The organism is Streptomyces misionensis (assembly GCF_007896895.1).
GTDB lineage: Bacteria > Actinomycetota > Actinomycetes > Streptomycetales > Streptomycetaceae > Streptomyces > Streptomyces misionensis_A.
Window position 1 is genome coordinate 48,549 of the sequence record NZ_VOGW01000001.1, and the last position, 20,751, is coordinate 69,299.

At 74.5% G+C, this 20,751-nt stretch carries 19 protein-coding genes; 14 read left to right on the forward strand and 5 right to left on the reverse strand.

The genetic code is table 11. The features are described from left to right. The first annotated feature begins 29 nt into the window (after nucleotides 1-29). Both FRZ03_RS00230 and FRZ03_RS00235 read left to right on the forward strand, forming a co-directional pair. Complete coding sequence (locus FRZ03_RS00230) at nucleotides 30-932, forward strand: tRNA (adenine-N1)-methyltransferase (protein WP_031162116.1); 903 nt, start codon at nucleotides 30-32, stop codon at nucleotides 930-932. A 53-nt stretch (nucleotides 933-985) separates the two neighbouring features. Further along, complete coding sequence (locus FRZ03_RS00235) at nucleotides 986-1,981, forward strand: FAD-dependent oxidoreductase (protein WP_186785193.1); 996 nt, start codon at nucleotides 986-988, stop codon at nucleotides 1,979-1,981. Between the two features lie 360 nt (nucleotides 1,982-2,341). On the opposite strand, the gene FRZ03_RS00245 is transcribed toward FRZ03_RS00235, so the two are convergent. Next, entirely contained in the window at nucleotides 2,342-3,100 is a 759-nt protein-coding gene (locus tag FRZ03_RS00245; protein ID WP_146462951.1) for a crotonase/enoyl-CoA hydratase family protein, read from the reverse strand. Between the two features lie 43 nt (nucleotides 3,101-3,143). Beyond that, complete coding sequence (locus FRZ03_RS00250) at nucleotides 3,144-4,127, reverse strand: lysylphosphatidylglycerol synthase transmembrane domain-containing protein (protein WP_146462952.1); 984 nt, start codon at nucleotides 4,125-4,127, stop codon at nucleotides 3,144-3,146. Between the two features lie 248 nt (nucleotides 4,128-4,375). Between FRZ03_RS00250 and FRZ03_RS00255 the strand changes: the two genes are divergently transcribed. The 7 genes from FRZ03_RS00255 to FRZ03_RS00285 all read left to right on the forward strand — a co-directional run bounded on the left by FRZ03_RS00255 (nucleotide 4,376) and on the right by FRZ03_RS00285 (nucleotide 13,775). After that, nucleotides 4,376-6,262 (forward strand): ABC transporter ATP-binding protein, encoded by a 1,887-nt coding sequence (locus FRZ03_RS00255; RefSeq protein WP_146462985.1) that lies wholly within the window; start codon nucleotides 4,376-4,378, stop codon nucleotides 6,260-6,262. Nucleotides 6,263-6,377: 115 nt separating this feature from the next. Further along, nucleotides 6,378-6,917, forward strand: a complete 540-nt coding sequence (locus FRZ03_RS00260) for a 2Fe-2S iron-sulfur cluster-binding protein (RefSeq protein WP_146462953.1) — start codon at nucleotides 6,378-6,380, stop codon at nucleotides 6,915-6,917. Beyond that, complete coding sequence (locus FRZ03_RS00265; RefSeq protein WP_146462954.1) at nucleotides 6,914-7,909, forward strand: FAD binding domain-containing protein; 996 nt, start codon at nucleotides 6,914-6,916, stop codon at nucleotides 7,907-7,909. The genes FRZ03_RS00260 and FRZ03_RS00265 overlap by 4 nt, the downstream gene beginning before the upstream one ends. 32 nt (nucleotides 7,910-7,941) lie before the next feature. Next, on the forward strand, nucleotides 7,942-10,047 hold the full coding sequence (locus FRZ03_RS00270; protein WP_146462955.1) for a xanthine dehydrogenase family protein molybdopterin-binding subunit: 2,106 nt from the start codon (nucleotides 7,942-7,944) through the stop codon (nucleotides 10,045-10,047). Then, the gene (locus FRZ03_RS00275) at nucleotides 10,044-12,440 is read left to right on the forward strand and encodes a glycoside hydrolase family 65 protein (RefSeq protein ID WP_146462956.1); all 2,397 of its coding nucleotides are present in this window, start codon (nucleotides 10,044-10,046) and stop codon (nucleotides 12,438-12,440) included. The genes FRZ03_RS00270 and FRZ03_RS00275 overlap by 4 nt, the downstream gene beginning before the upstream one ends. A gap of 97 nt (nucleotides 12,441-12,537) precedes the next feature. Continuing rightward, nucleotides 12,538-12,966, forward strand: a complete 429-nt coding sequence (locus tag FRZ03_RS00280) for a cold shock domain-containing protein (RefSeq protein WP_146462986.1) — start codon at nucleotides 12,538-12,540, stop codon at nucleotides 12,964-12,966. Between the two features lie 71 nt (nucleotides 12,967-13,037). After that, entirely contained in the window at nucleotides 13,038-13,775 is a 738-nt protein-coding gene (locus tag FRZ03_RS00285; RefSeq protein ID WP_146462957.1) for a thioesterase II family protein, read from the forward strand. 17 nt (nucleotides 13,776-13,792) lie between these two features. On the opposite strand, the gene FRZ03_RS00290 is transcribed toward FRZ03_RS00285, so the two are convergent. The 3 genes from FRZ03_RS00290 to FRZ03_RS00300 are packed head-to-tail and all read right to left on the reverse strand — an operon-like array spanning nucleotide 13,793 to nucleotide 16,554. Continuing rightward, nucleotides 13,793-14,974 (reverse strand): cytochrome P450, encoded by a 1,182-nt coding sequence (locus tag FRZ03_RS00290; protein ID WP_146462958.1) that lies wholly within the window; start codon nucleotides 14,972-14,974, stop codon nucleotides 13,793-13,795. Between the two features lie 25 nt (nucleotides 14,975-14,999). After that, the gene (locus tag FRZ03_RS00295; RefSeq protein ID WP_146462959.1) at nucleotides 15,000-16,355 is read right to left on the reverse strand and encodes an NAD(P)/FAD-dependent oxidoreductase; all 1,356 of its coding nucleotides are present in this window, start codon (nucleotides 16,353-16,355) and stop codon (nucleotides 15,000-15,002) included. Then, complete coding sequence (locus tag FRZ03_RS00300; protein WP_146462987.1) at nucleotides 16,345-16,554, reverse strand: ferredoxin; 210 nt, start codon at nucleotides 16,552-16,554, stop codon at nucleotides 16,345-16,347. Before FRZ03_RS00300 ends, FRZ03_RS00295 begins: the two co-directional genes overlap by 11 nt. 239 nt (nucleotides 16,555-16,793) lie before the next feature. On the opposite strand from FRZ03_RS00300, the gene FRZ03_RS00305 reads away from it, so the two are divergent. From FRZ03_RS00305 to FRZ03_RS00325, 5 genes are all read left to right on the forward strand, one after another. Beyond that, nucleotides 16,794-17,516: a FadR/GntR family transcriptional regulator gene (locus FRZ03_RS00305; RefSeq protein WP_146462960.1), complete on the forward strand. Its 723-nt coding sequence runs from the start codon at nucleotides 16,794-16,796 to the stop codon at nucleotides 17,514-17,516. Continuing rightward, nucleotides 17,513-18,346, forward strand: coding sequence for a sterol desaturase family protein (locus FRZ03_RS00310; protein ID WP_146462961.1), 834 nt, complete (start codon nucleotides 17,513-17,515; stop codon nucleotides 18,344-18,346). The genes FRZ03_RS00305 and FRZ03_RS00310 overlap by 4 nt, the downstream gene beginning before the upstream one ends. 106 nt (nucleotides 18,347-18,452) lie before the next feature. Further along, entirely contained in the window at nucleotides 18,453-19,508 is a 1,056-nt protein-coding gene (locus tag FRZ03_RS00315) for an enoyl-CoA hydratase/isomerase family protein (RefSeq protein WP_146462962.1), read from the forward strand. A gap of 227 nt (nucleotides 19,509-19,735) precedes the next feature. Beyond that, on the forward strand, nucleotides 19,736-19,957 hold the full coding sequence (locus tag FRZ03_RS00320; protein WP_146462963.1) for a CbtB domain-containing protein: 222 nt from the start codon (nucleotides 19,736-19,738) through the stop codon (nucleotides 19,955-19,957). Between the two features lie 21 nt (nucleotides 19,958-19,978). After that, nucleotides 19,979-20,731, forward strand: a complete 753-nt coding sequence (locus FRZ03_RS00325; protein ID WP_146462964.1) for a CbtA family protein — start codon at nucleotides 19,979-19,981, stop codon at nucleotides 20,729-20,731. The last annotated feature ends 20 nt before the right edge of the window (nucleotides 20,732-20,751 follow it).

Sequence of the window (20,751 nt, forward strand, 5' to 3'; positions counted from 1 at the left end):
CCCCCGCGGGGACCCGGTAGGCTGGTCACATGTCCGAACCGACCGGTGCCGCCCGCAGGCGCGGGCCCTTCAAGGTCGGGGACCAGGTTCAGCTGACCGACCCCAAGGGCCGCCACTACACGTTCACGCTCGAAGCCGGAAAGAACTTCCACACCCACAAGGGTTCCTTCCCGCACGACGAACTGATCGGCGCTCCCGAGGGCAGCGTTGTCCGCACCACCGGCAACGTCGCCTACCTCGCGCTGCGCCCCCTGCTCCCCGACTACGTCCTGTCCATGCCCCGCGGGGCAGCCGTCGTCTACCCGAAGGACGCGGGACAGATCCTCGCCTTCGCCGACATCTTCCCCGGCGCCCGCGTCGTGGAGGCCGGCGTCGGCTCCGGCTCGCTGAGCAGCTTCCTGCTGCGCGCCATCGGCGACCAGGGCATGCTGCACTCCTACGAGCGCCGCGAGGACTTCGCCGAGATCGCCCAGCAGAACGTGGAGCGCTACTTCGGCGGCCCCCACCCCGCCTGGCAGCTCACCGTCGGCGACCTCCAGGACAACCTGTCCGACACCGACGTCGACCGCGTCATCCTCGACATGCTCGCCCCCTGGGAATGCCTGGAAGCCGTCTCCAAGGCACTCGTCCCGGGCGGCATCCTGTGCTGCTACGTGGCCACCACCACCCAGCTCGCCCGGACCGTGGAGTCCATCCGCGAGATCGGCTGCTTCAACGAGCCGACCGCCTGGGAGACCATGATCCGCAACTGGCACATCGAGGGCCTCGCCGTCCGCCCCGACCACCGGATGATCGGCCACACCGGCTTCCTGCTCACCGCCCGCCGCCTCGCCGACGGCGTCGAGCCCCCCATGCGCCGCCGCCGCCCCGCCAAGGGCGCCTACGGCGAGGACTACGCCGGACCCAACGCCGACGGCGGCACCGGCCGCTGACCGGCCCCGCGTACGCCCGCCTGCCCACGGAGGCGGCCCGGCGCTCGGGCGCCGTGCTCCGCACCCGGGTTACCGTGCTGGAGTGGGCGGCCGGCGAGAACGTCCTGCTGACCGTGGGGCCCCAGGGACCGGAGGCCGTCGCGGCGCGTGCGGTGGTCCTGGCCACCGGGGCCCGCGAACGCCCCCGCGCGGCCCGCCTGGTGCCGGGCACCCGGCCCGCCGGCGTCTACACCACCGGCGAACTCCAGCAGGCCGTCCATCTGTTCGGGCAGCACATCGGCACCCGCGCGGTCGTGGTCGGCGCGCAGGACGTCTCGTACGCGGCGGCCGGCACGGTCCGCGCGGCGGGTGCCGAGGTCGTCGCCCTGGTCACCGAGGACCCGCGCGCCCGCACCCACCGCGTCCGCGCGCAGACCGCCCGGCTGGGCCACCGCATCCCGCTGCTCACCGGCACCACCGTCACCGAACTCCTCGGCCACGGACGGCTGTCCGGTGTGCGTGTCCGTCACCGGGACGGCCGCACGACCGTACTGCCCTGCGACACCGTGGTGTTCACCGGCGACTTCGTCCCGGACCACGAACTCGCCCGCCGCGGCGCCCTCGACCTCGACCCCGGCACCCGCGGCCCGGCCGTCGGCACCGCCCTGCACACCTCGCGCCCCGGTGTCTTCGCCGCCGGCAACCTCCTGCACGCCGTGGAGCCCGCCGCGACCGCCGCCCGCGAGGGGGCCAGGGCGGCCGGTGCGGTCCTCGGCTTCCTGGCGGGCGCCCCCTGGCCGGCTCCCGGGGTCCCGGTCACCGTCGAGGCGCCGCTGCGCTGGATCGCCCCCAACCGCATCACCACCGGCGCCCGGCCCGCGCCCCATGTGCTGCGCACCGACGCCCCGCTGCCCCGTCCCGTCCTCCTCGTCCACCAGGACGGCCGCCTGCTGCACCGGGCCCGCCTCGGCCCCGGCACCGCCCGGCCCCACCGCACCCTGACGCTCGGCACCCGCTGGCACGACCGCGTCGATCCCGGGGGCGGTCCGGTACGGGTGAGCACCGGCTGAGCCGGACCCGCTGTCAGTGCCGTGTGGGTCAGTGCCGGCGCGACCGCGATCGACACCGTGCCCCCGGCCCCGGCCCCGTCGACCGGTCCGCGCCGACACCCGCTCGCGGCCCGGCCGGCCGCGTGCCCGGACCTTCGTGCGTCCTGTGTTCGCCGGCCGCGCCCTTCCTGGATCGCCGTGCGACCTGTGGCGTGCCGGACGCGCCGCCCCGGCCCCGCACGTGGCGGAACCGGGCGGCTGTGAGGAGGTGCCCGGTGAGACACCGGCGCCGGGCCTGCCCGTCCCGCGTCCGTGTCACGCGCCCCGGGCCAACGCCGGACTCCCCGCGGAGTGACCGGGGCGGGCCGGTACGCGGCGGGTTCAGCCGAACGAACCGTGCCGCCCCGCCCCCGACGCGAACCGGGCGGCGCCGTCCACGCCTTCGGCCAGCACGCCCGTACCGTGCCGCAGTTCGGCGCGCAGCGCTTCCTCCTCCGGCAGGCCCTCCTGGTCGAGGAGCGAGGCGCGGTCACTGCGCAGACACGGCTGCGGGAAGCGGGCGATCCCGGCGGCCAGCGCCTCCGCCTCGGCGCGGGCGGTGCCGGCCGGCACCACGCGGTTGGCGAGCCCCATCGCGTACGCCTCGTGGGCCGGCACCGGACGGCCGGTAAGGATCATGTCCATGGCCCGGCTCGTGCCGATCAGCCGGGGCAGCCGCACGGTGCCGCCGTCGATCAGCGGGACACCCCAGCGGCGGCAGAACACCCCGAACACCGCGTCCTCCTCGGCCACCCGCAGATCGCACCACAGGGCGAGTTCCAGGCCGCCCGCCACCGCGTGCCCGGCGACGGCCGCGATCACCGGCTTGGACAGCCGCAGCCGGGTCGGCCCCATCGGCCCGTCGCCGTCCTCGGCGACCCGGTTGCCCCGCCCGGTGCCGATCGCCTTCAGATCGGCGCCCGCGCAGAACGTGCCGCCCTCGCCCCACAGCACCGCCACCCGGGAGCCCTCGTCCGCCTCGAACGCCCGGAAAGCGTCGGCGAGTTCGGCCGCCGTGGGGCCGTCCACGGCGTTGCGGGCCTCGGGCCGGGACAGGACGACGGTGGTGACGTACTCCTTGCGCTCCACGCGGACCGGCACGACGGGCACTCCCTCTCCAGGCGGCTGGGTGGGCCACTCTGCCTCAGATGACCTTCAGCCGCACCAGCGCCCCCAGCGTGAGCGCCCCCGGCAGCAGCGGCAGCCACACGGTGATGATCCGGTAGGCCAGCACCACCGCCGTGGCCGGGGCCGCCGGACCGCCGACCGCGACCAGGGCCACGATCAGCGCCGCCTCGACCGAGCCGATCCCGCCCGGGGTGGGCACCAGGGCCACCGCGACCGTCGCCGCGAGATAGGCGAGCGCGATGTGGGCGGGCGGCACCGGCAGCCGCAGCGCCTGCCCGACCGCGGCGAGCCCCACCGCCTGGAGTGCGGGGAAGGCCAGCGAGCCGCCCCACAGGGCGAGCGCACGGGCCGGCCGGGTGTGCACCGAACGCGCCTCGTCCAGGGCGTCTTGGACGAACGCCGACGCGCGGGTGCGCAGCGGCCGTACCAGCGCGCCCACGGCCACCGCCGCCACCAGCGCCCCGGCCGCGGCCCACAGCAGCGGCGGTGCCGAACCGTCCGGCAGCAGGGGGCGCAGCCGCAGCGCGTCCGGGAAGACCAGCAGCAGGGCGGCCAGCAGCCCGAGCCGGCCCGCGCTCTCCGCGAGCAGATACAGGGCGAGCGCCGCCGAGGACCGGGCCGGCGGCACCCCGCACACGGTCATGAACCGCAGGTTCACCGCGCCCGCGCCGAGCCCGGTGGGCAGCAGGTGATTGGCCGAGGCCGCCGCGAACTGGGTGGCCAGCAACCGGCCCTTCGGCAGCGGCTGGACCACCGCGCCCTGCCGGGTGACGGCGGCCGCCACCCAGGTCAGACAGGTGGCACCGGCCGCCGCGAGCAGCCAGGGCCAGGACGCGGTGCGCAGCTGCCCGAAGCCCTCGGCGAGCAGCGCGCGGTTGCGCACCGCGGCCGGCACGACGAGCAGCAGCGGCACCAGACACAGCAGCCGGCGCACGGGCAGGCGGCGCGGGAGGCGTAGCCGGGACAGCGGGGGAGTCGGTGGGAGCGGGACGGCGGTCATGTCGGCACAGGTTCGCCGCGCCGCCCCAACGGCGGATGGCGCCGCCGCGGACGGCGGCTTACAGGGTGTGGTCATCGAGGCCTTTGGATGCGCCGGGGTGGGGGCATCGAGGCTTCCGAACGCGCCCGGACGCGGTCGGCACGGCCTCCGGATTCGCCGCGGCGGCCGGTTCCGGGGTGCCGGCGCGGGTGAAAAGCCGCGGACATTGACCTCAATGAAGCTTGAGGTTCTACGTTTTCCTCATGAGCATGGAGACCACCGCATGGACCCAGCTGCACAGCGTGATGTACGCGCAGGCGGACCGCCGTCCCCTCGCCCGCGCCACGCTGCGCCGCATCGCCGCCTTCGCCCGGCCGCACCGCGCCGGCATCGTCCGGTTCGTGCTGCTCGGGGTGGTGACCGCGCTGCTCGCGGTGGCGACCCCCGTGCTCGCCGGCCGCGTCGTGGACGCGATCGTCTCCGGGCACGACTCGGGCACCGTCGTCCGCCTCTCCCTGCTGATCGCGCTGGTCGCCCTCGCCGAGGCCGGGCTCGGCATCCTCGGCCGGCGGCTGTCGGCCACGCTCGGCGAGGGCCTCATCCTCGACCTCAGAACGGCCGTGTTCGACCATGTGCAGCGCATGCCCGTCGCGTTCTTCACCCGGACCCGCACCGGAGCGCTCGTCAGCCGCCTCAACAACGATGTGATCGGCGCCCAGCGGGCCTTCGCCAACACCCTCTCCGGCGTCGTCACCAACCTGGTCACCCTGCTGCTCACGCTCGCCGTGATGCTCACCCTGTCCTGGCAGATCACCCTGCTCGCGCTGGTGCTGCTGCCCGTGTTCGTGCTGCCCGCCCGCCGGATGGGCAGCCGGATGGCCCGGATGCAGCGCGAGGCGGCGGCGCTGAACGCGGAGATGGGCACCCGGATGACCGAACGGTTCTCCGCGCCCGGCGCCACCCTGGTCAAGCTGTTCGGCCGTCCGCAGGAGGAGTCGGCGGAGTTCGCCGCCCGCGCCGCCCGGGTCCGCGACATCGGGGTGCGCACCGCCACCGCCCAGTCGGTCTTCATCACCTCCCTCACCCTCGTCTCCGCCCTCGCCCTCGCCCTGGTCTACGGCCTCGGCGGCTGGTTCGCCCTGCGGGGTACCCTGGAGCCCGGCGCGATCGTCTCGCTGGCCCTGCTGCTGACCCGGCTCTACGCCCCGCTCACCGCGCTCGCCGGGGCCCGGGTGGAGGTGATGAGCGCACTCGTCAGCTTCGAGCGGGTCTTCGAGGTGCTCGACCTCAAGCCGCTGATCGAGGAGCGCCCGGACGCGGTCGAGGTCCCCGAGGGCCCGGTCGCCGTCGAGTTCGACGCGGTCCGCTTCGCCTATCCGGCCGCCGACCAGGTCTCCCTCGCCTCCCTGGAGGAGGTCGCCGCCCTCGACACCCGCGGCGGCACCGAGGTCCTGCACGGCATCTCGTTCCGCGCCGAACCCGGGCAGACCGTCGCCCTGGTCGGCTCCTCCGGCGCCGGGAAGTCCACCATCGCCCAGCTGCTGCCGCGCCTGTACGACGTCGACGCGGGCGCCGTCCGGGTGGGCGGCGTGGACGTGCGCGAGCTGACGGCGGCCTCGCTGCGGGCCACCCTCGGCATGGTCACCCAGGACGGCCACCTGTTCCACGACACGGTCCGCGCCAATCTGCTGCTGGCCCGGCCGGACGCCGGGGACGACGAGCTGTGGGACGCCCTCGGCCGCGCCCGCCTCGCCGACGTCGTACGGTCCCTGCCGGACGGCCTGGACACGGTGGTCGGCGAACGCGGCTACCGGCTCTCCGGAGGCGAGCGCCAGCGGATGACCATCGCCCGGCTGCTGCTGGCCCGCCAGCGCGTCGTCATCCTCGACGAGGCCACCGCCCACCTGGACAACACCTCCGAGGCGGCCGTCCAGGAGGCCCTGACCGAGGCCCTCGAAGGCCGGACCGCCGTGGTCATCGCCCACCGGCTGTCCACGGTCCGCGCCGCCGACCAGATCCTGGTGATCGAGTCCGGCACCGTCGTCGAACGCGGCACCCACGACCAGCTCCTCGCCGCGGGCGGCCGGTACGCCGAGCTGTACCGCACCCAGTTCGCCCAGCGCGACGACGAGGGGACACCGGTGGGCGCGGCCTGAGAGAGCGGCGGCGCGGGCGCCGTCCGGCGGGCCCGTACGTGTGAGGCGCCGCGAACCTGGATACGCGGACCCCACGGCATCACCGGCACCACGGCCCGTCCGGAAGGCCCACGTCATGACCAGCGACAACGCAACGGCTCCGGGAACGGAGATCACCCTGCGGGTGAACGGCAAGCCCCACACCCTGTACGTCGACAACCGCCGCGTCCTGCTGGACCTGCTGCGGGAGGACCTGGATCTCACCGGCGCCAAGAAGGGCTGCGACCACGGGCAGTGCGGGGCCTGCACCGTGCTGGTCGACGGGCGCCGGCTCAACAGCTGTCTGCTGCTGGCGGTGAGCCTCGACGGCGCCGAGGTCACCACCGTGGAGGGCCTGGCCGGCGACGGCGAGGAAACGCACCCGTTGCAGCGGGCCTTCCTCGACCGAGACGCCTTCCAGTGCGGCTACTGCACCCCGGGCCAGCTCTGCTCCGCCGTCGGCATGCTCGCCGAGGCCGCGGCCGGCCACCCCTCCCACGTCACCGACCCCGCGGCCCCCTCCGGCCGCCCGGTGCCGCTGGACCGGCCCGAGATCCGCGAGCGCATGAGCGGCAACCTGTGCCGGTGCGGCGCCTACCCGGGCATCGTCGAGGCGGTCGAGGACGTGATCCGGTGAACGGCTTCACCTACCTCAGGCCGGACAGCCTCCAGGAGGCCGCGGAGGCGTACGCGGCCCACCCCGGCGCCCGCTACCTGGCCGGCGGCACCAACCTGGTCGACCTGATGAAGCTCGGCGTGGAACGCCCCGCCGTCCTCATCGACGTGGGCCGGCTGCCCCTGGGCGCCGTCGAGGAACTGCCCGACGGCGCCCTGCGGGCCGGCGCCACCGTCCGCAACAGCGACCTCGCCGCCGACCCGCGCGTGCGCGACCGCTACCCGGCGCTCTCCCAGGCCCTCCTGGCCGGCGCCTCCGGCCAGCTCCGCAACGCCGCCACCACCGGCGGCAACCTCCTCCAGCGCACCCGCTGCCCCTACTTCCAGGACCTGACCAAGCCCTGCAACAAACGCGACCCCGGCACCGGCTGCGGCGCCCTCGAAGGCGTCCACCGCGACCACGCGGTCCTCGGACAGTCCGAGCACTGCATCGCCACCCACCCCTCCGACATGGCCGTCGCCCTCGCCGCCCTCGACGCCGAAGTGGAGCTGTACGGCCTCGACGGCGCCCGCAGCGTGCCCGTGGCCGACTTCCACCGGCTGCCCGGCGAGCACCCCGAACGGGACACCGAGATCCGCCCCGGCGAGATCGTCACCGGTGTGCTGCTGCCCGCCGCCACGGCCGGCGTGCCCTCCGCCTACCGCAAGGCCCGGGACCGGGCGTCGTACGCCTTCGCCCTCGCCTCCGTGGCCGTCGTCCTGCGCCTCGCGGACGGCGCGATCCAGCAGGTCGGCCTCGCCTTCGGCGGGCTCGCGCACAAGCCCTGGCGGGCCCGGCGCGCCGAGGAGGCGCTGCGCGGCGCGGCCCCCACCCCGGCCGCCCTGGAACGCGCCGTCGACCTCGAACTGGCCGCCGCGCGGCCGCTGCGCGACAACGCCTACAAGGTGCCCCTCGCCCGCAACCTCGCCCTCGACGTCCTCGGCCGCCTCACCCCGGCCCCCGCCGTGGCCTGACCCGCCCGCCACCGGTTACCAGGAGGAGACCCATGCCCCGCACCGGCACCGCCCTCGGCGCCCCCGCCGAGCGCCTGGAGGGGCGGCAGAAGGTCACCGGCGCCGCCCGCTACGCCGCCGAACACCCGCTGTCCGGCCGCGCCCACGCCTGGCCCGTGCCCGCCGCCGTGGCCCGCGGCCGGGTCACCGCCGTGGACACCTCGGCCGCCCGCGCCGAACCCGGCGTCCTCGCCGTCCTCACCCCCGAGGACGCGCCCCGGCTCGCCGCGCCCGAGGACGCCACCCTCGCCGTGCTCCAGGACCCCCGCGTGCCGCACCGCGGCTGGTGCGTCGCCCTCGTCGTCGCCGACACCCTGGAGACCGCCCGGGCCGCCGCCCGGCTGGTGCGCGTCAGCTACGACGCCGAGCCCGCCGACCTCACCCTCACCATGGACCACCCGGACGGCTACGAACCGGAGGAGGCCAACGCGGGCCAGCCCGGCCGCGTCGAGCACGGCGACCCGGAGGGCGCCTTCGCCGCCGCCCGGACCGGCGTCGACGTCGTCTACCGGGTGCCGCCGCTGCACAACCACCCCATGGAACCGCACGCCACCACGGCCCGGTGGGACGACGACCGGCTCACCGTGTACACCTCCACCCAGGGCGGCACGACGGCGCGGTCCGTGCTCGCCCAGGTCTTCGAACTGCCCGAGGACCGGGTCACGGTGGTCAGCGAGCACGTCGGCGGCGGCTTCGGCTCCAAGGGCACCCCGCGCCCCGACCTCGTCCTCGCCGCGATGGCCGCCCTGCGCACCGCCCGCCCGGTCACCCTCGCCTACCCCCGCCGGTACCTGCCCACCGTCGTCGGCCACCGCGCCCCCACCCTGCACCGGCTGCGCCTGGCCGCCGGCCCCGACGGCCGACTGACCGCGCTGCTGCACGAGGTGACCACCCACACCTCACGGGTGAAGGAGTTCGTGGAGCAGGCCGCGGTGCCCGCCCGCGTCATGTACGCCACCCCGAACCTGCTCACCGTCCACCGCGCGGTGGCGCTCGACGTGCCGAGCCCGTCCTGGATGCGGGCCCCGGGGGAGTCGCCCGGCATGTACGCCCTGGAGTCCGCCATGGACGAGCTCGCCGAGGCGCTGGGCATGGACCCGGTCCAGCTGCGCATCCGCAACGAGCCCGAGCACGAGCCGGGCACCGGCCGGCCGTTCAGCAGCCGGCACCTGGTGCAGTGCCTGCGCGAGGGCGCCCGCCGGTTCGGCTGGGACGAGCGCGACCCGCGCCCGCGCGCCCGCCGCGAGGGACCCTGGCTGCTCGGCACCGGAGTCGCCGCCGCCACCTACCCCGCCTCCGCCGGCCCGGCCGCCGCCGAAGCCCGTGCCCTGCCCGACGGCACCTTCATCGTGCGGACCAACGCGACCGACATCGGCACCGGGGCCCGTACCGTGCTCGCCCAGGTCGCCGCGGACGCCCTCGGCACCGCGCTGGAGCGGGTGCGCATCGAGATCGGGCACAGCGACCTGCCCCCGGCGCCGCTGGCCGGCGGCTCCATGGGCACCGCCTCCTGGGGCTGGGCCGTGCACGACGCGTGCGCCGCCCTGGCGGCCCGGCTCGCCGCGCACACCGGCCCGTTGCCCGCCGAAGGCATCGACGCCCGCGCCGACACCACGGGCCGGGCCGACGCCGAAGTCCCCTACGCCCGGCACGCGTTCGGCGCCCACTTCGCGGAGGTCGCCGTCGACACCGTCACCGGCGAGGTGCGGGTGCGCCGGCTGCTCGGCGTCTTCGCCGCCGGTCACATCCTCAACGCCCGTACCGCGCGCTCCCAGTTCACCGGCGCCATGATCATGGGCCTGGGCATGGCCCTCACCGAACACAGCACCCTCGACCCGGCGTTCGGCGACTTCCCCGAGGCCGACCTCGCCTCCTACCACGTGCCCGCGAACGCCGACGTGCCCGCCGTCGAGGCGCACTGGATCGACGAGGACGACACCCACCTCAACCCGATGGGCAGCAAGGGCATCGGCGAGATCGGCATCGTCGGCACCGCCGCCGCCATCGGCAACGCCGTCCACCACGCCACCGGCGTCCGCTGCCGCGAACTGCCCCTCACCCCCGACCGGATCCTCCCCGGCCTGCCGGCCACGGGGTGACGGTGACCGGGGCGACCTGGGAGTACGACGGCTACCAGCCCGCGCGGGAACGGCTGCGGGAGTCCCTGTGCGTCCTGGGCAACGGCTACTTCGCCACCCGGGGGGCGCTGCCCGAGTGCGCCGCCGACGCCACCCACTACCCCGGCACCTACGCGGCCGGCTGCTACAACCGGCTCACCTCCGAGGTCGCGGGCCGCCGCGTCGAGAACGAGGACATGGTCAACCTGCCCAACTGGCTGCCGCTGCGCTTCCGTCCGCGCGCCCGCCCGGCGGACGGCGTCGCGGGCTGGCTCACCCCGGACACCAACGCGGTCACCGAACACCACCTGACCCTGCACCTCGACCCCGGCCTGCTGGAGCGCCGCACCCGCTACCCCCTGAGCCCGCGCAGCACCCTCCTGGTGCGCCAGCTGCGGCTGGTCCACCTGAGCGACCCCCATCTGGCCGCGCTGCGCACGGAGTTCACCGTCGAGGGCGACGCGGGCGCGGAACTGGAGGTCGAGGCCGCGCTCGACGGAGACGTCACCAACTGCGGCGTCGCCCGCTATCGCGACCTCGACGGCCGCCACCTCACCGAGGTGCGCACCGCCGCGGCCGGCGGGGACACCGTGTGGCTGGACTGCCGCACCCGCACCTCGGACATCCGGATCGCCCTCGCCGAACGGCTCACCGCGCCCGCCCCGGCGACCGCGGCCGCCGAACCGCGGCGCGCGGTGCGGACCCTGTACCTGACCTGTCCGCCCGGCCGCACCCGCACCGTCGACAAGACCGTCGCCCTGCACACCTCCCATGACCCGGCCATCGGCGACCCGCTGCACGCCGCCCTGGACCGGCTGGCCACCGCCCCCGCCTTCGACGCCCTGCTCGGCTCCCACCGCGCCGCCTGGGGCCGGCTGTGGCGGCGCACCCTGCTCGACGTGCCCGGCGAGGCCGGGACCGTGCTGCGCCTGCACCTCTTCCACGTGCTCCAGACGCTCTCCCCGCACACCGCCGACCTGGACGTCGGGGTCCCCGCGCGCGGACTGCACGGCGAGGCCTACCGCGGCCATGTCTTCTGGGACGAACTCTTCGTCCTGCCGTACCTCAACCTGCACCTGCCCGAGGTCTCCCGGGGCCTGCTGCGCTACCGGCACCGCCGGCTGGACGCGGCCCGGCGCGAGGCGGCCCGCCTCGGCCGGCGCGGCGCCTGCTACCCCTGGCAGAGCGGCAGCGACGGCCACGAGGAGACCCAGCGGCTCCACCTCAACCCCCGTTCCGGCCGCTGGCTGCCCGACCACTCCCGGCTCCAGCACCACGTCGGCTCCGCGGTGGCGTACAACGTGTGGCAGTACTGCGAGGCCACCGGCGACACCGCCTTCCGCGACGGCGAGGGCGCCGAGATGCTGCTCCAGATCGCCCGCTTCTGGGCCGACTCGGCGCAGTACGACGACCACCTCGGCCGGCACCGCATCCGGGGCGTGGTCGGCCCCGACGAGTACCACGACGCCTACCCCGGCGCGGACCGGCCCGGCCTGGACGACAACACGTACACCAACGTCACCGCGGCCTGGGTGCTCGCCCGCGCCCTGGAACTGCTGCGCGTCCTGCCCGAGCCGCGCCGCCGCGAACTCGCCGAGCGCCTCGCCCTCGACGCCGACGAGACGGCGCGCTGGGACGAGGTCTCGCGCACCCTCCACGTGCCCCGCCACGACGGGGTGATCAGCCAGTTCGAGGGCTACGGCGAGCTCGCCGAACTCGACTGGGGCGCCTACCGCGAGCGGTACGGCGACATCCGGCGCCTGGACCGGATCCTGGAGGCCGAGGGCGACACCGCCAACCGGTACCGGGCGTCCAAGCAGGCCGACGTCCTGATGCTCGGCTACCTCTTCGCACCCGGCGAACTCACCGCGCTCTTCGAGCGGTTGGGACAGCACCTGGACGAGCGCACCTGGTCCGCGACCGTCGACCACTACCTGCACCGCACCAGCCACGGCTCCACCCTCAGCGGCCTCGTCCACGGCTGGATCCTCGCCCGCGCCCGCCGCGCCGACGCCTGGCGGTTCGTCCAGGAGACGCTGCGCGGCGACATCGCCGACGTCCAGGGCGGCACCACCGAGGAGGGCGTCCACCTCGGCGCGATGGCGGGCACCCTCGACCTCGTGCAGCGCGGACTGACCGGTCTGGAGACCCGCGACGGCGCCCTGTGGCTGGACCCCGTTCCGCTGCCGCCGGTCTCCTCCTACGGCTTCTCGGTCCGCTACCTCGGCCACTGGGGGATCGGCGTCCGGCTCGCCCGGCACCAGCTGGAGATCGCCGTGCCCGACTCCGGCGGGGAACCCATCGACGTGCGGCTGCCGGACCGGATGGTGACGGTGTCCCCGGGGCGGACCGTGCGGCTGGTGCTGCCGGAGTGAGGGGCGGGAGGCCGGCGGCCCACGGGGTCGTATCTGCGCCCGAAGCTGTGTAAGTTCGCCTCGTTACCGTTGGGTTGTGGCTGGAGGTGGGTGGGCCGTGCTGATGACCGGCAAGGTGCTGCGTTTCGACGAGGTCCGCGGATACGGGTTCATCGCACCGACGGAGCCGGGCGAGGACGTCTTCATGCACGCCAACGACCTGCTGGACGAGAAGTACCTCTACCACGAGGGCAGCGAGGTCGAGTTCCACATGGAGATGGGCGAGAAGGGCCCGAAGGCCTCGCAGATCCGGCTGATCTACCAGCCCTCCCCGAACCGCCTCCCCAGCCGCCCCGTCTTCTCCGACGGCACCACCGCCGAACGCGCCGGCGCACCGGCCGGCGAAGGCACCGGCGCCGCGCACTTCCGCACCGAACTCACGGAGCTGCTGGTCACCTCGGTCGACTCCCTCACGGCCGCGCAGATCCGCCAGGTTCGCGAGCGGGTGGTCGAACTGGTCCGCGCCAAGGGCTGGTTGACTGCCTGACCGGATGGCCGCATGATCGCAGACGGCGCGTCGGCGCCCCCGTCCGGTATCGACGAACCCTGGATGACGCCATGACGACAGCCTTCCCGACCGGCGACCTGTGGGTGCGCCGCTTCCACCCGGCACCGCCCGCCTCCACCCGGCTGGTGTGCTTCCCGCACGCCGGCGGCTCGGCGACCTTCTACTTCCCCCTGGCCACCGCGCTACGTGGCGCCGCGGACGTGCTCGTGCTCCAGTACCCGGGCCGGCAGGACCGGTACGAGGAGAAGGGCATCGAGACCATCGCCGAGCTGGCGGACCAGGCGTACGAGGCGCTGCGCCCCTACGCGGACCGTCCGCTGACCTTCTTCGGGCACAGCATGGGGTCCATCGTCGCCTTCGAGGTCGCCCGCCGCTTCGAACGCGACGGCGAGGGCCCCGCCCACCTCTTCGCCTCCGCACGGCGCGCCCCCTCCGCGTACGCGTCCGAGAACGTGCACCTGCGGGACGACGACGGCCTCATCGAGGAGATGCGCAAACTGAGCGGCACGGACCCGCGGTTGCTGGGCGACGAGGACCTGCTGCGGATGATCCTGCCGGCCCTGCGCAGCGACTACACCGCCATCGAGACCTACCGGGCCGCCCCCGACGCCGTCGTCGAGGCCCCCCTGACGGTCCTCACCGGGGACAGCGACCCGCGCGTCACCCCCGAGGAGGCCCACGCCTGGCGCGAGCACACCACCGGCCCCTTCGACCTCAAGGTCTTCTCCGGCGGCCACTTCTACCTCACGGACCACATCATCGAGTTGTCCGAGATCCTCGGCGGCTGAGCGCGGTCCGGACTCCGTCAGACCCGGAGCGGCAGATGACGCGGTCCGCGCAGCATCGCGTTCTGCCGGTACGGCGGCGGGTCCTCGGCCAGTTGGGCCGTGCCCAGGCGGGGAAGCAGGGCGGACAGGGCCGAGTGGGCCTCGATGCGGGCGAGCGGGGCGCCGTAGCAGAGGTGGATGCCCGTGCCGAAGCCGAGGTGCTGGTTGTCGGGGCGGGCCGGGTCGAAGCGGTCGGGGTCGGCGAAGCGGCGGGGGTCGCGGTTGCCGGCGGCCAGGGCCAGGATGACCGTGGAGCCCTGCGGGAGGGTCGTGCCGGCGACGGTGACGTCGGCCAGGGGGATGCGTTCGCGCATGTGGACCGGGGGCTCGTAGCGCAGCAGTTCCTCGATCGCTTGCGGCAGCAGACCGGGCGTGCGGCGCAGCCGGTCCAGTTCCTCGGGGTGGCGCAGCAGGGTCAGCACCCCGTTGGTGATGAGGTTGACCGTCGTCTCGTGCCCGGCGATCAGCAACAGCACCGCCGTCTCCGCGAGTTCCTCGCGGGTGAGCCGCCGCCCGGGGTCCGGCTCGTTGACGAACGCGGACAGCAGGTCGCCGGTGGGGTTATCGCGGCGCTGCTCCGCCAGGTCCACCAGGTACGCGCCCATCTCCGCGCGGGCCTTGTCGGCCTCCTCGCGGGGCGCCTGACCCGCGTCCGGCCGTAGGTCGGCGGCCGCGACCAGCGCGTCCGACCAGGCCCGGAAGAGCGGCTCGTCCTCCCGCGGCACCCCGAGCAGCCGGCAGATCACGGTGACCGGCAGCGGATAGGCGAAGTCGTCCACGAGGTCGAACCGCCCGCCCGCCTCGAATGGTTCCAGCAGTTCCGCCGTGATCCGGTCGATCTCGGCGCGCATGCCGTCCACCCGGTGCGGGGTGTGCGGCGGGCCGAACGGCCGCATGGCGAGGGTGCGCAGCCGATGGTGCTCGGGATCGTCCAGGCGCAGGAACGGCGGCTTGGCGGTCACCAGACCGCGGTTGCGCGGATCGGCGCTGAGCCGGGGATCGTGCAGCAGCGCGGCGACCTCGTGGTAGCCGCCGACCAGCAGGCTGCCGTCCTCCTGCGGGACGACGGGACCGGCCGCGCGCAGCTCCGCGTACAGCGGGTAGGGGTCGGGACGGCTGGCGTAGTCGGTGATCCTCGCCAGCAGGGTGCCGGGGTCCATGTCGGCTCCTCGAAGTAGGGGCGGGCTACACCACCGTCAGCCGGCGGTCCGGGACATAGCCGGTGAGCGCGACCGTCGGCCCGTGGGACAGCACCGAGGGGTCCGGTACGTCGGACGGCACCGGGATCTCGGCCGCGAGGGCCCGGTCGGCGGCGCCCGGCGGGGGCGGGAACGGCGCGGCCGTCTCGATCAGGTGCTGGTAGTACTCCAGCACCTTGGCCATGTCGACGGTGACCGCGGCCGTCACCCGGCCCCGGTAGCCGTACACCATCGCCAGCCGCCGCGCCTCCAGGGACCCCTGGGCGATGACCACGTGGTCGGAGTAGGTGGGCACCCCCACCGACTTGATGTTGAGCCCGAACTGGGTCGACCAGAACGTCGGCAGGGCCAGGTGCGGGCGGCGCAGCGGCCCCGGGGAGACCATGTTGTGCGCGGCCACCTCGGCCTGCGCGACCGCGTTGCCCCAGTGCTCCAGGGACAGCAGCTGGTAGCCGAAGAGCGGGTGCGGGAAGCGGGAGACGTCCCCGGCCACGAAGACGTCGTCGGTGACGATGCCGTACATGGTGAAGGCCCGGCACCCGGCGTCGCACGCCAGCCCGCGCGGGCCCGCCGCCAGGCCGGATTCCGCCAGCCACTCCACGTTGCGGATCGCGCCCAGCGCCACCACGCACACGTCCGCGTCCACCCGGCTGCCGTCGGACAGCTCCGCGCCGGTGAAGCGCCCGTCGCCGAGCAGTCTGGTGACCGTCGCGCCGGTGCGCAGGTCCACGCCGTGGTTGCGCTGCATCACCGCCGCGAGCTTGGACAGCGTGCCGCCGAGCGCGCCGACCAGCGGCGCGGGGCCGCGCTCGGTGACCGTGACCGCAAGGCCCCGTTCCCGGCAGGCGGAGGCGATCTCCGAGCCGGTGAAGCCGCCGCCGATCACCAGCACCCGCTCCGGTCCCGCGTCGAGGCGCTCCGCGAGCCCCGCGGCGTCCTCGCGGGTGCGCAGGGTGAAGACCCCGTCCAGGGCGGCCTCCGCCGGGTTCGGCCAGGGCCGGGCGCGGGTCCCGGTGGCGATCAGCACCCGGTCGTACGGCAGCGACTCCCCGCCGTCCAGCAGCACCCGCCGGGCCAGCGGGTCCAGGCCCGTGGCCCGCACCCCGAGCAGCCACTCGGCCTTCGGGTCCGCACGCATCGGCAGCCCAGTGGAGTCGGCCGGGGCGATGCCCAGCAGCACCTGCTTGGACAGCGGCGGCCGGTCGTAGGGCGGGTGGGGCTCGTCGCCGACCACCGTGAGCGAGCCGGTGAAACCCTGCGCCCGCAGTGCCTCGGCGGCCCGCAGCCCGGCCAGCGAGGCGCCCACGATCACGATGCGGCCGTCCGTGAGCTCACCGTGCACCGCCGCTCACCTCCTCCCCGAGGAGGATGGCCTGCACCGGGCAGGCCGCGGCGGCCCTGCGCACCCGCTCGACCTGGTCGTCGGGGACGGCCGGGGCGTACAGCAGGCCCTCCTCGCCGTGCAGCCGGAACACGTCCGGCGCGAGGAACACACACTGCGCGTAGCCCTGGCAGCGCGTGAGGTCGACAACGGTCCGCATCGTCACCACTTCCTCCTCCGCCGTCCCGTCCCGGCGAACCGGGTCCCACGTCCAGCATGGAGGGAGACCGGGCGGCTCGCACGGGGACGCGGGCGGCGGCCCGGGGGCGAGGGCCCAACACCCGGGTGACGCAGGCGGGTTGACGAGTCCGGACGAACGCCGACATCTTCCCGGCCCGGCGCGGAAATACTGGTCCAACCAGTTGACCACTGCACCAAGGCGCGTCCACCCTGAACGCCATGGCTGAGGGACACATACGGCGCGAGGCGGTCTCCGACCAGCTCTTCGCCGTGCTGCGGGACAGGATTCTCGGGGGCGAGCTGCCGGCCGGCGCCGCGCTCACCCCCGAGCGGGAACTGGCGGCCGGTTTCGGAGTGAACCGGCACGCCGTACGGGAGGCCGTCAAACGCCTCCAGCAGGCACGACTGGTCGAGGTCAGCCACGGCGGCCGCACCCAGGTGCTGGACTGGCGGCGCACCGCCGGGCTCGATCTCGCCGTGGGCATCGCCGCGGCCGACACCGGCCCCACCGTGCAGGACATCGCCCGCGACGCCCTGGAGATGCGGGCCTGCATCGGCGCCGACGCGGCCCGGCTGTGCGCCCTGCGCTGCTCCGCGCGCACCGCCGCCGAGATCACCGCGGCCGCCGAGCGGCACGCGCACACCGGCCCCGACCTGACCGAGCTGGACGGCACCTATGTCGCCTGGTGGCGACTGATCATCGAGGGTTCCGGGAACATCGCCTATCTGCTGGCCTTCAACAGCCTGGTGGACGGCATGATCCCGGTCGCGGACGTGCCCGCCGACCTCGGGGCCGCGGAGATCCTCGACGTGGAGGCCCACCGGCGGCTGGCCGCGCACATCGCGGCCCGCGAGGCCGGGGCGGCCGAGGAACTGGCGCGCGAGCTGCTGACCCGCAGCGTGCCCAGCGCGCCGCGCGGGTGCGAGGGGGTACGGCGATGATCCCGGCCGTGGTCTACGCGATACCGGCGTTCGTGCTGCTGGTCGCCGTCGAGGCGCTGTCGTACCGCTTCCTGCCGGACGACGACGAGCGCGGCTACGAGCTGCGCGACACCGTCACCAGCATGTCGATGGGCGCGGGCAGCCAGGTCATCGCGGTGCCGTGGAAGGTGGCGACGATCGTGGTGTACGCCGCCGCGTACACCGCCGCCCCCTGGCACCTCTCGCCCGGCTCGGGCTGGACGTGGCTGCTGCTGTTCCTCGGCGACGACCTGGCCTACTACGCCTACCACCGGGCCCATCACCGGGTACGAGTGCTGTGGGCGAGCCATGTGGTGCACCACTCCAGTCTCCGCTTCAACCTCTCCACCGCCCTGCGCCAGACCTGGACGCCGATGACCGGCCTGCCGTTCTGGCTGCCGCTGGCGCTGCTCGGCGTACCGCCGTGGATGATCCTGATCGAGCAGGCCGTCAGCCTCGTCTACCAGTTCTTCCTGCACACCGAGCGGGTGGACAGGCTGTGGCGGCCGGTGGAGTGGTTCTTCAACACCCCGTCCCACCACCGGGTCCACCACGGCTCCAACGACGCGTACCTGGACCGCAATTACGGCGGCATCCTCATCGTCTGGGACCGGCTCTTCGGCACCTTCGAACCGGAGGGCGTGCGCGTGGTGTACGGCCTGACCAAGAACATCGGCACCTACAACCCGCTGCGGGTGGCCTTCCACGAGTACGCGGCGGCCTGGCACGACGTCCGCCGGGCCCGCCGCTGGCGCGACCGCGCGGGGTACCTCTTCGGGCCGCCGGGGTGGGCGCCGGGCGTGAAAGGGTGACCGCGAGGGCGCGGGAAGATCACCGGCGACCCCCGCGGCCCCCGGAACCCGGAAGGAACCAGATCATGTACGACATCGCGGCCCGCGATCTGACGGAGATCCCCGGATGAGCGGCACGGAGGCGCCCGTGCTGCTGCGCACCACCGGCCGGGCCGGCCACATCGTCCTCAACCGGCCCCGGGCGCTCAACGCCCTCGACCACGCGATGGTGCGGCGCATCGACGCGGCGCTCGCCGCCTGGCAGCACGACCCCGCCGTCGAGACGGTCGTCCTCTTCGGCGCCGGGGAGCGCGGGCTGTGCGCGGGCGGTGACATCCGCGCCATCCACGACGACGCCCGGTACGGCGACGGCAGCGCCTCGGCCGCCTTCTGGCGGGACGAGTACCACCTCAACGCCCGCATCGCCCGCTACCCCAAGCCGTACGTCGCCCTGATGGACGGCATCGTGATGGGCGGCGGTGTGGGCCTCTCCGCGCACGGCGGCGTCCGGATCGTCACCGAGCGCTCGCGGATCGCCATGCCGGAGACCGGCATCGGTTTCGTGCCGGACGTCGGCGGCACCCACCTGCTCGCGCGGGCCCCCGGCGAACTGGGCACCCATCTCGCACTGACGGGCAGCCAGATCGGTGCTGCCGACGCCGTGTTGTGCGGCCTCGCCGATCATCACGTGCCCTCAGCCGCGCTCGCCGCTCTGGTGGACGACCTGGCGGTCATGCCCGTGCCCGACGCCCTCGCACGGCACGAACGGCCCGCCTTGCCCGGGGAGTTGGCCGAGCAGCGGGAGTGGATCGACGCCTGCTACGCGGCCGGTACCGTCGAGGAGATCATCGCGCGGCTGCTCGACCACGGCAGCCCCGAGGCGAAGGAGGCGGCGCAGACCCTGTTCACCCGCTCGCCCCTCGCCCTCAAGGTCACCCTGGCCGCCGTGCGCCGCGCCCGGCGGCTCGGGACCCTGGAAGCCGTCCTCGACCAGGAGTTCCGCGTCTCCTGCGCCGCCCTGAGCAGCCACGACCTGGTGGAGGGCGTGCGCGCGCGGATCGTCGACAAGGACCGCGACCCCCGCTGGTCACCGGCGACCCTGGCCGAGGTCGCCGACGCCGACGTGGAGCGCTTCTTCGCCCCGCTCGGCGACCGTGAACTCGGCCTGGGCGCAGCCGGATAGGGGGCCTGCGCACCGGAGAGGAAGATCACGTCCGGCGGGGGCGGTCTTGGCCCCGGACCGGTAACGCGATACGGTCTGTCCGAAATCGACGACGGCAGAACGGAAGCCGGTGGGATCCCGGCACGGTCGCGCCACTGTATGCGAGCCCCAGGGCCCGTGAGTCAGACCCGTAGCCGTCGTCCAACGCACCACCGATATGGGACGCGAACTCCCGAGGAGGTCCTGCCATGGCGCAGACCGTCGCCCAGCCGACAGCCACCACCCCCGCCCTGCCCGCCAAGCTTCCGCTGAAGGCGATAGCTCCCTGGGCGGTCTTCTTCGGCATCCTGATGCTGGTCCTGCTGTACTTCGTCGGCGCCGAACAGGGCGCCACCTCCGTGTTCAACGGCACGGACGTCCACGAGTGGGTGCACGACGCACGCCACCTGCTCGGTTTCCCCTGCCACTGACGCCGGGGACACCACGACCAGATGAACTCCACCACCGTACGGAGCCTTCTCGTACGGGGCATGCTCGCCGGCCTCGCCGCCGGCGTGCTCGCCCTGATCGTGGCGTACCTCCTCGGCGAACCGGACGTCGACAAGGCGATCGGCTTCGAGGAGGCGCACGCCCACGAGCACGAGATGGCGGCCGTCTCCCGTTCCCTGCAATCCACCGCCGGTCTCGCCACCGGCGTCCTGGTCTACGGGGTCGCCTTCGGCGGCATCGCCGCGCTCGCCTACTGCTTCGCCCTCGGCCGCGTGGGCCGCTTCGGTCCCCGCGCCACGGCCCTGCTGCTGTCGGGATGCGCGCTGCTCGCCGTGTACGTCGTCCCCTACCTGAAGTACCCCGCCAACCCGCCGTCGGTCGGCGAGGCCGACACCATCGGCAAGCGGACCGGCCTGTACTTCCTGATGATGCTGCTCAGCGTGTTGCTGGCGATCGCCGCCACCCTCCTGGGCAGACGCCTCGCGCCCGCCCTCGGCACCTGGTGGGCGACGGTCGCCGCGGTGGCCGCGTTCGTCGTCGTGATCGGCCTGGCCTACCAGTTCCTGCCGGCCGTCGACGAGGTGCCGAAGGGCTTCCCGGCCACCCTGCTGTGGCGGTTCCGGCTCTCCGCGCTGGCGATCCAGACCGTCCTGTGGGCCGGATTCGGGCTGCTCTTCGGGGAGTTGGCCGAGCGGCTGCTCAGTCCGGGGTCCACGAGGGCCGCGGACGCGGCAGCGGTCCCGGCGGCGCGCTGACCCGGACCCCGGGTCGGTCG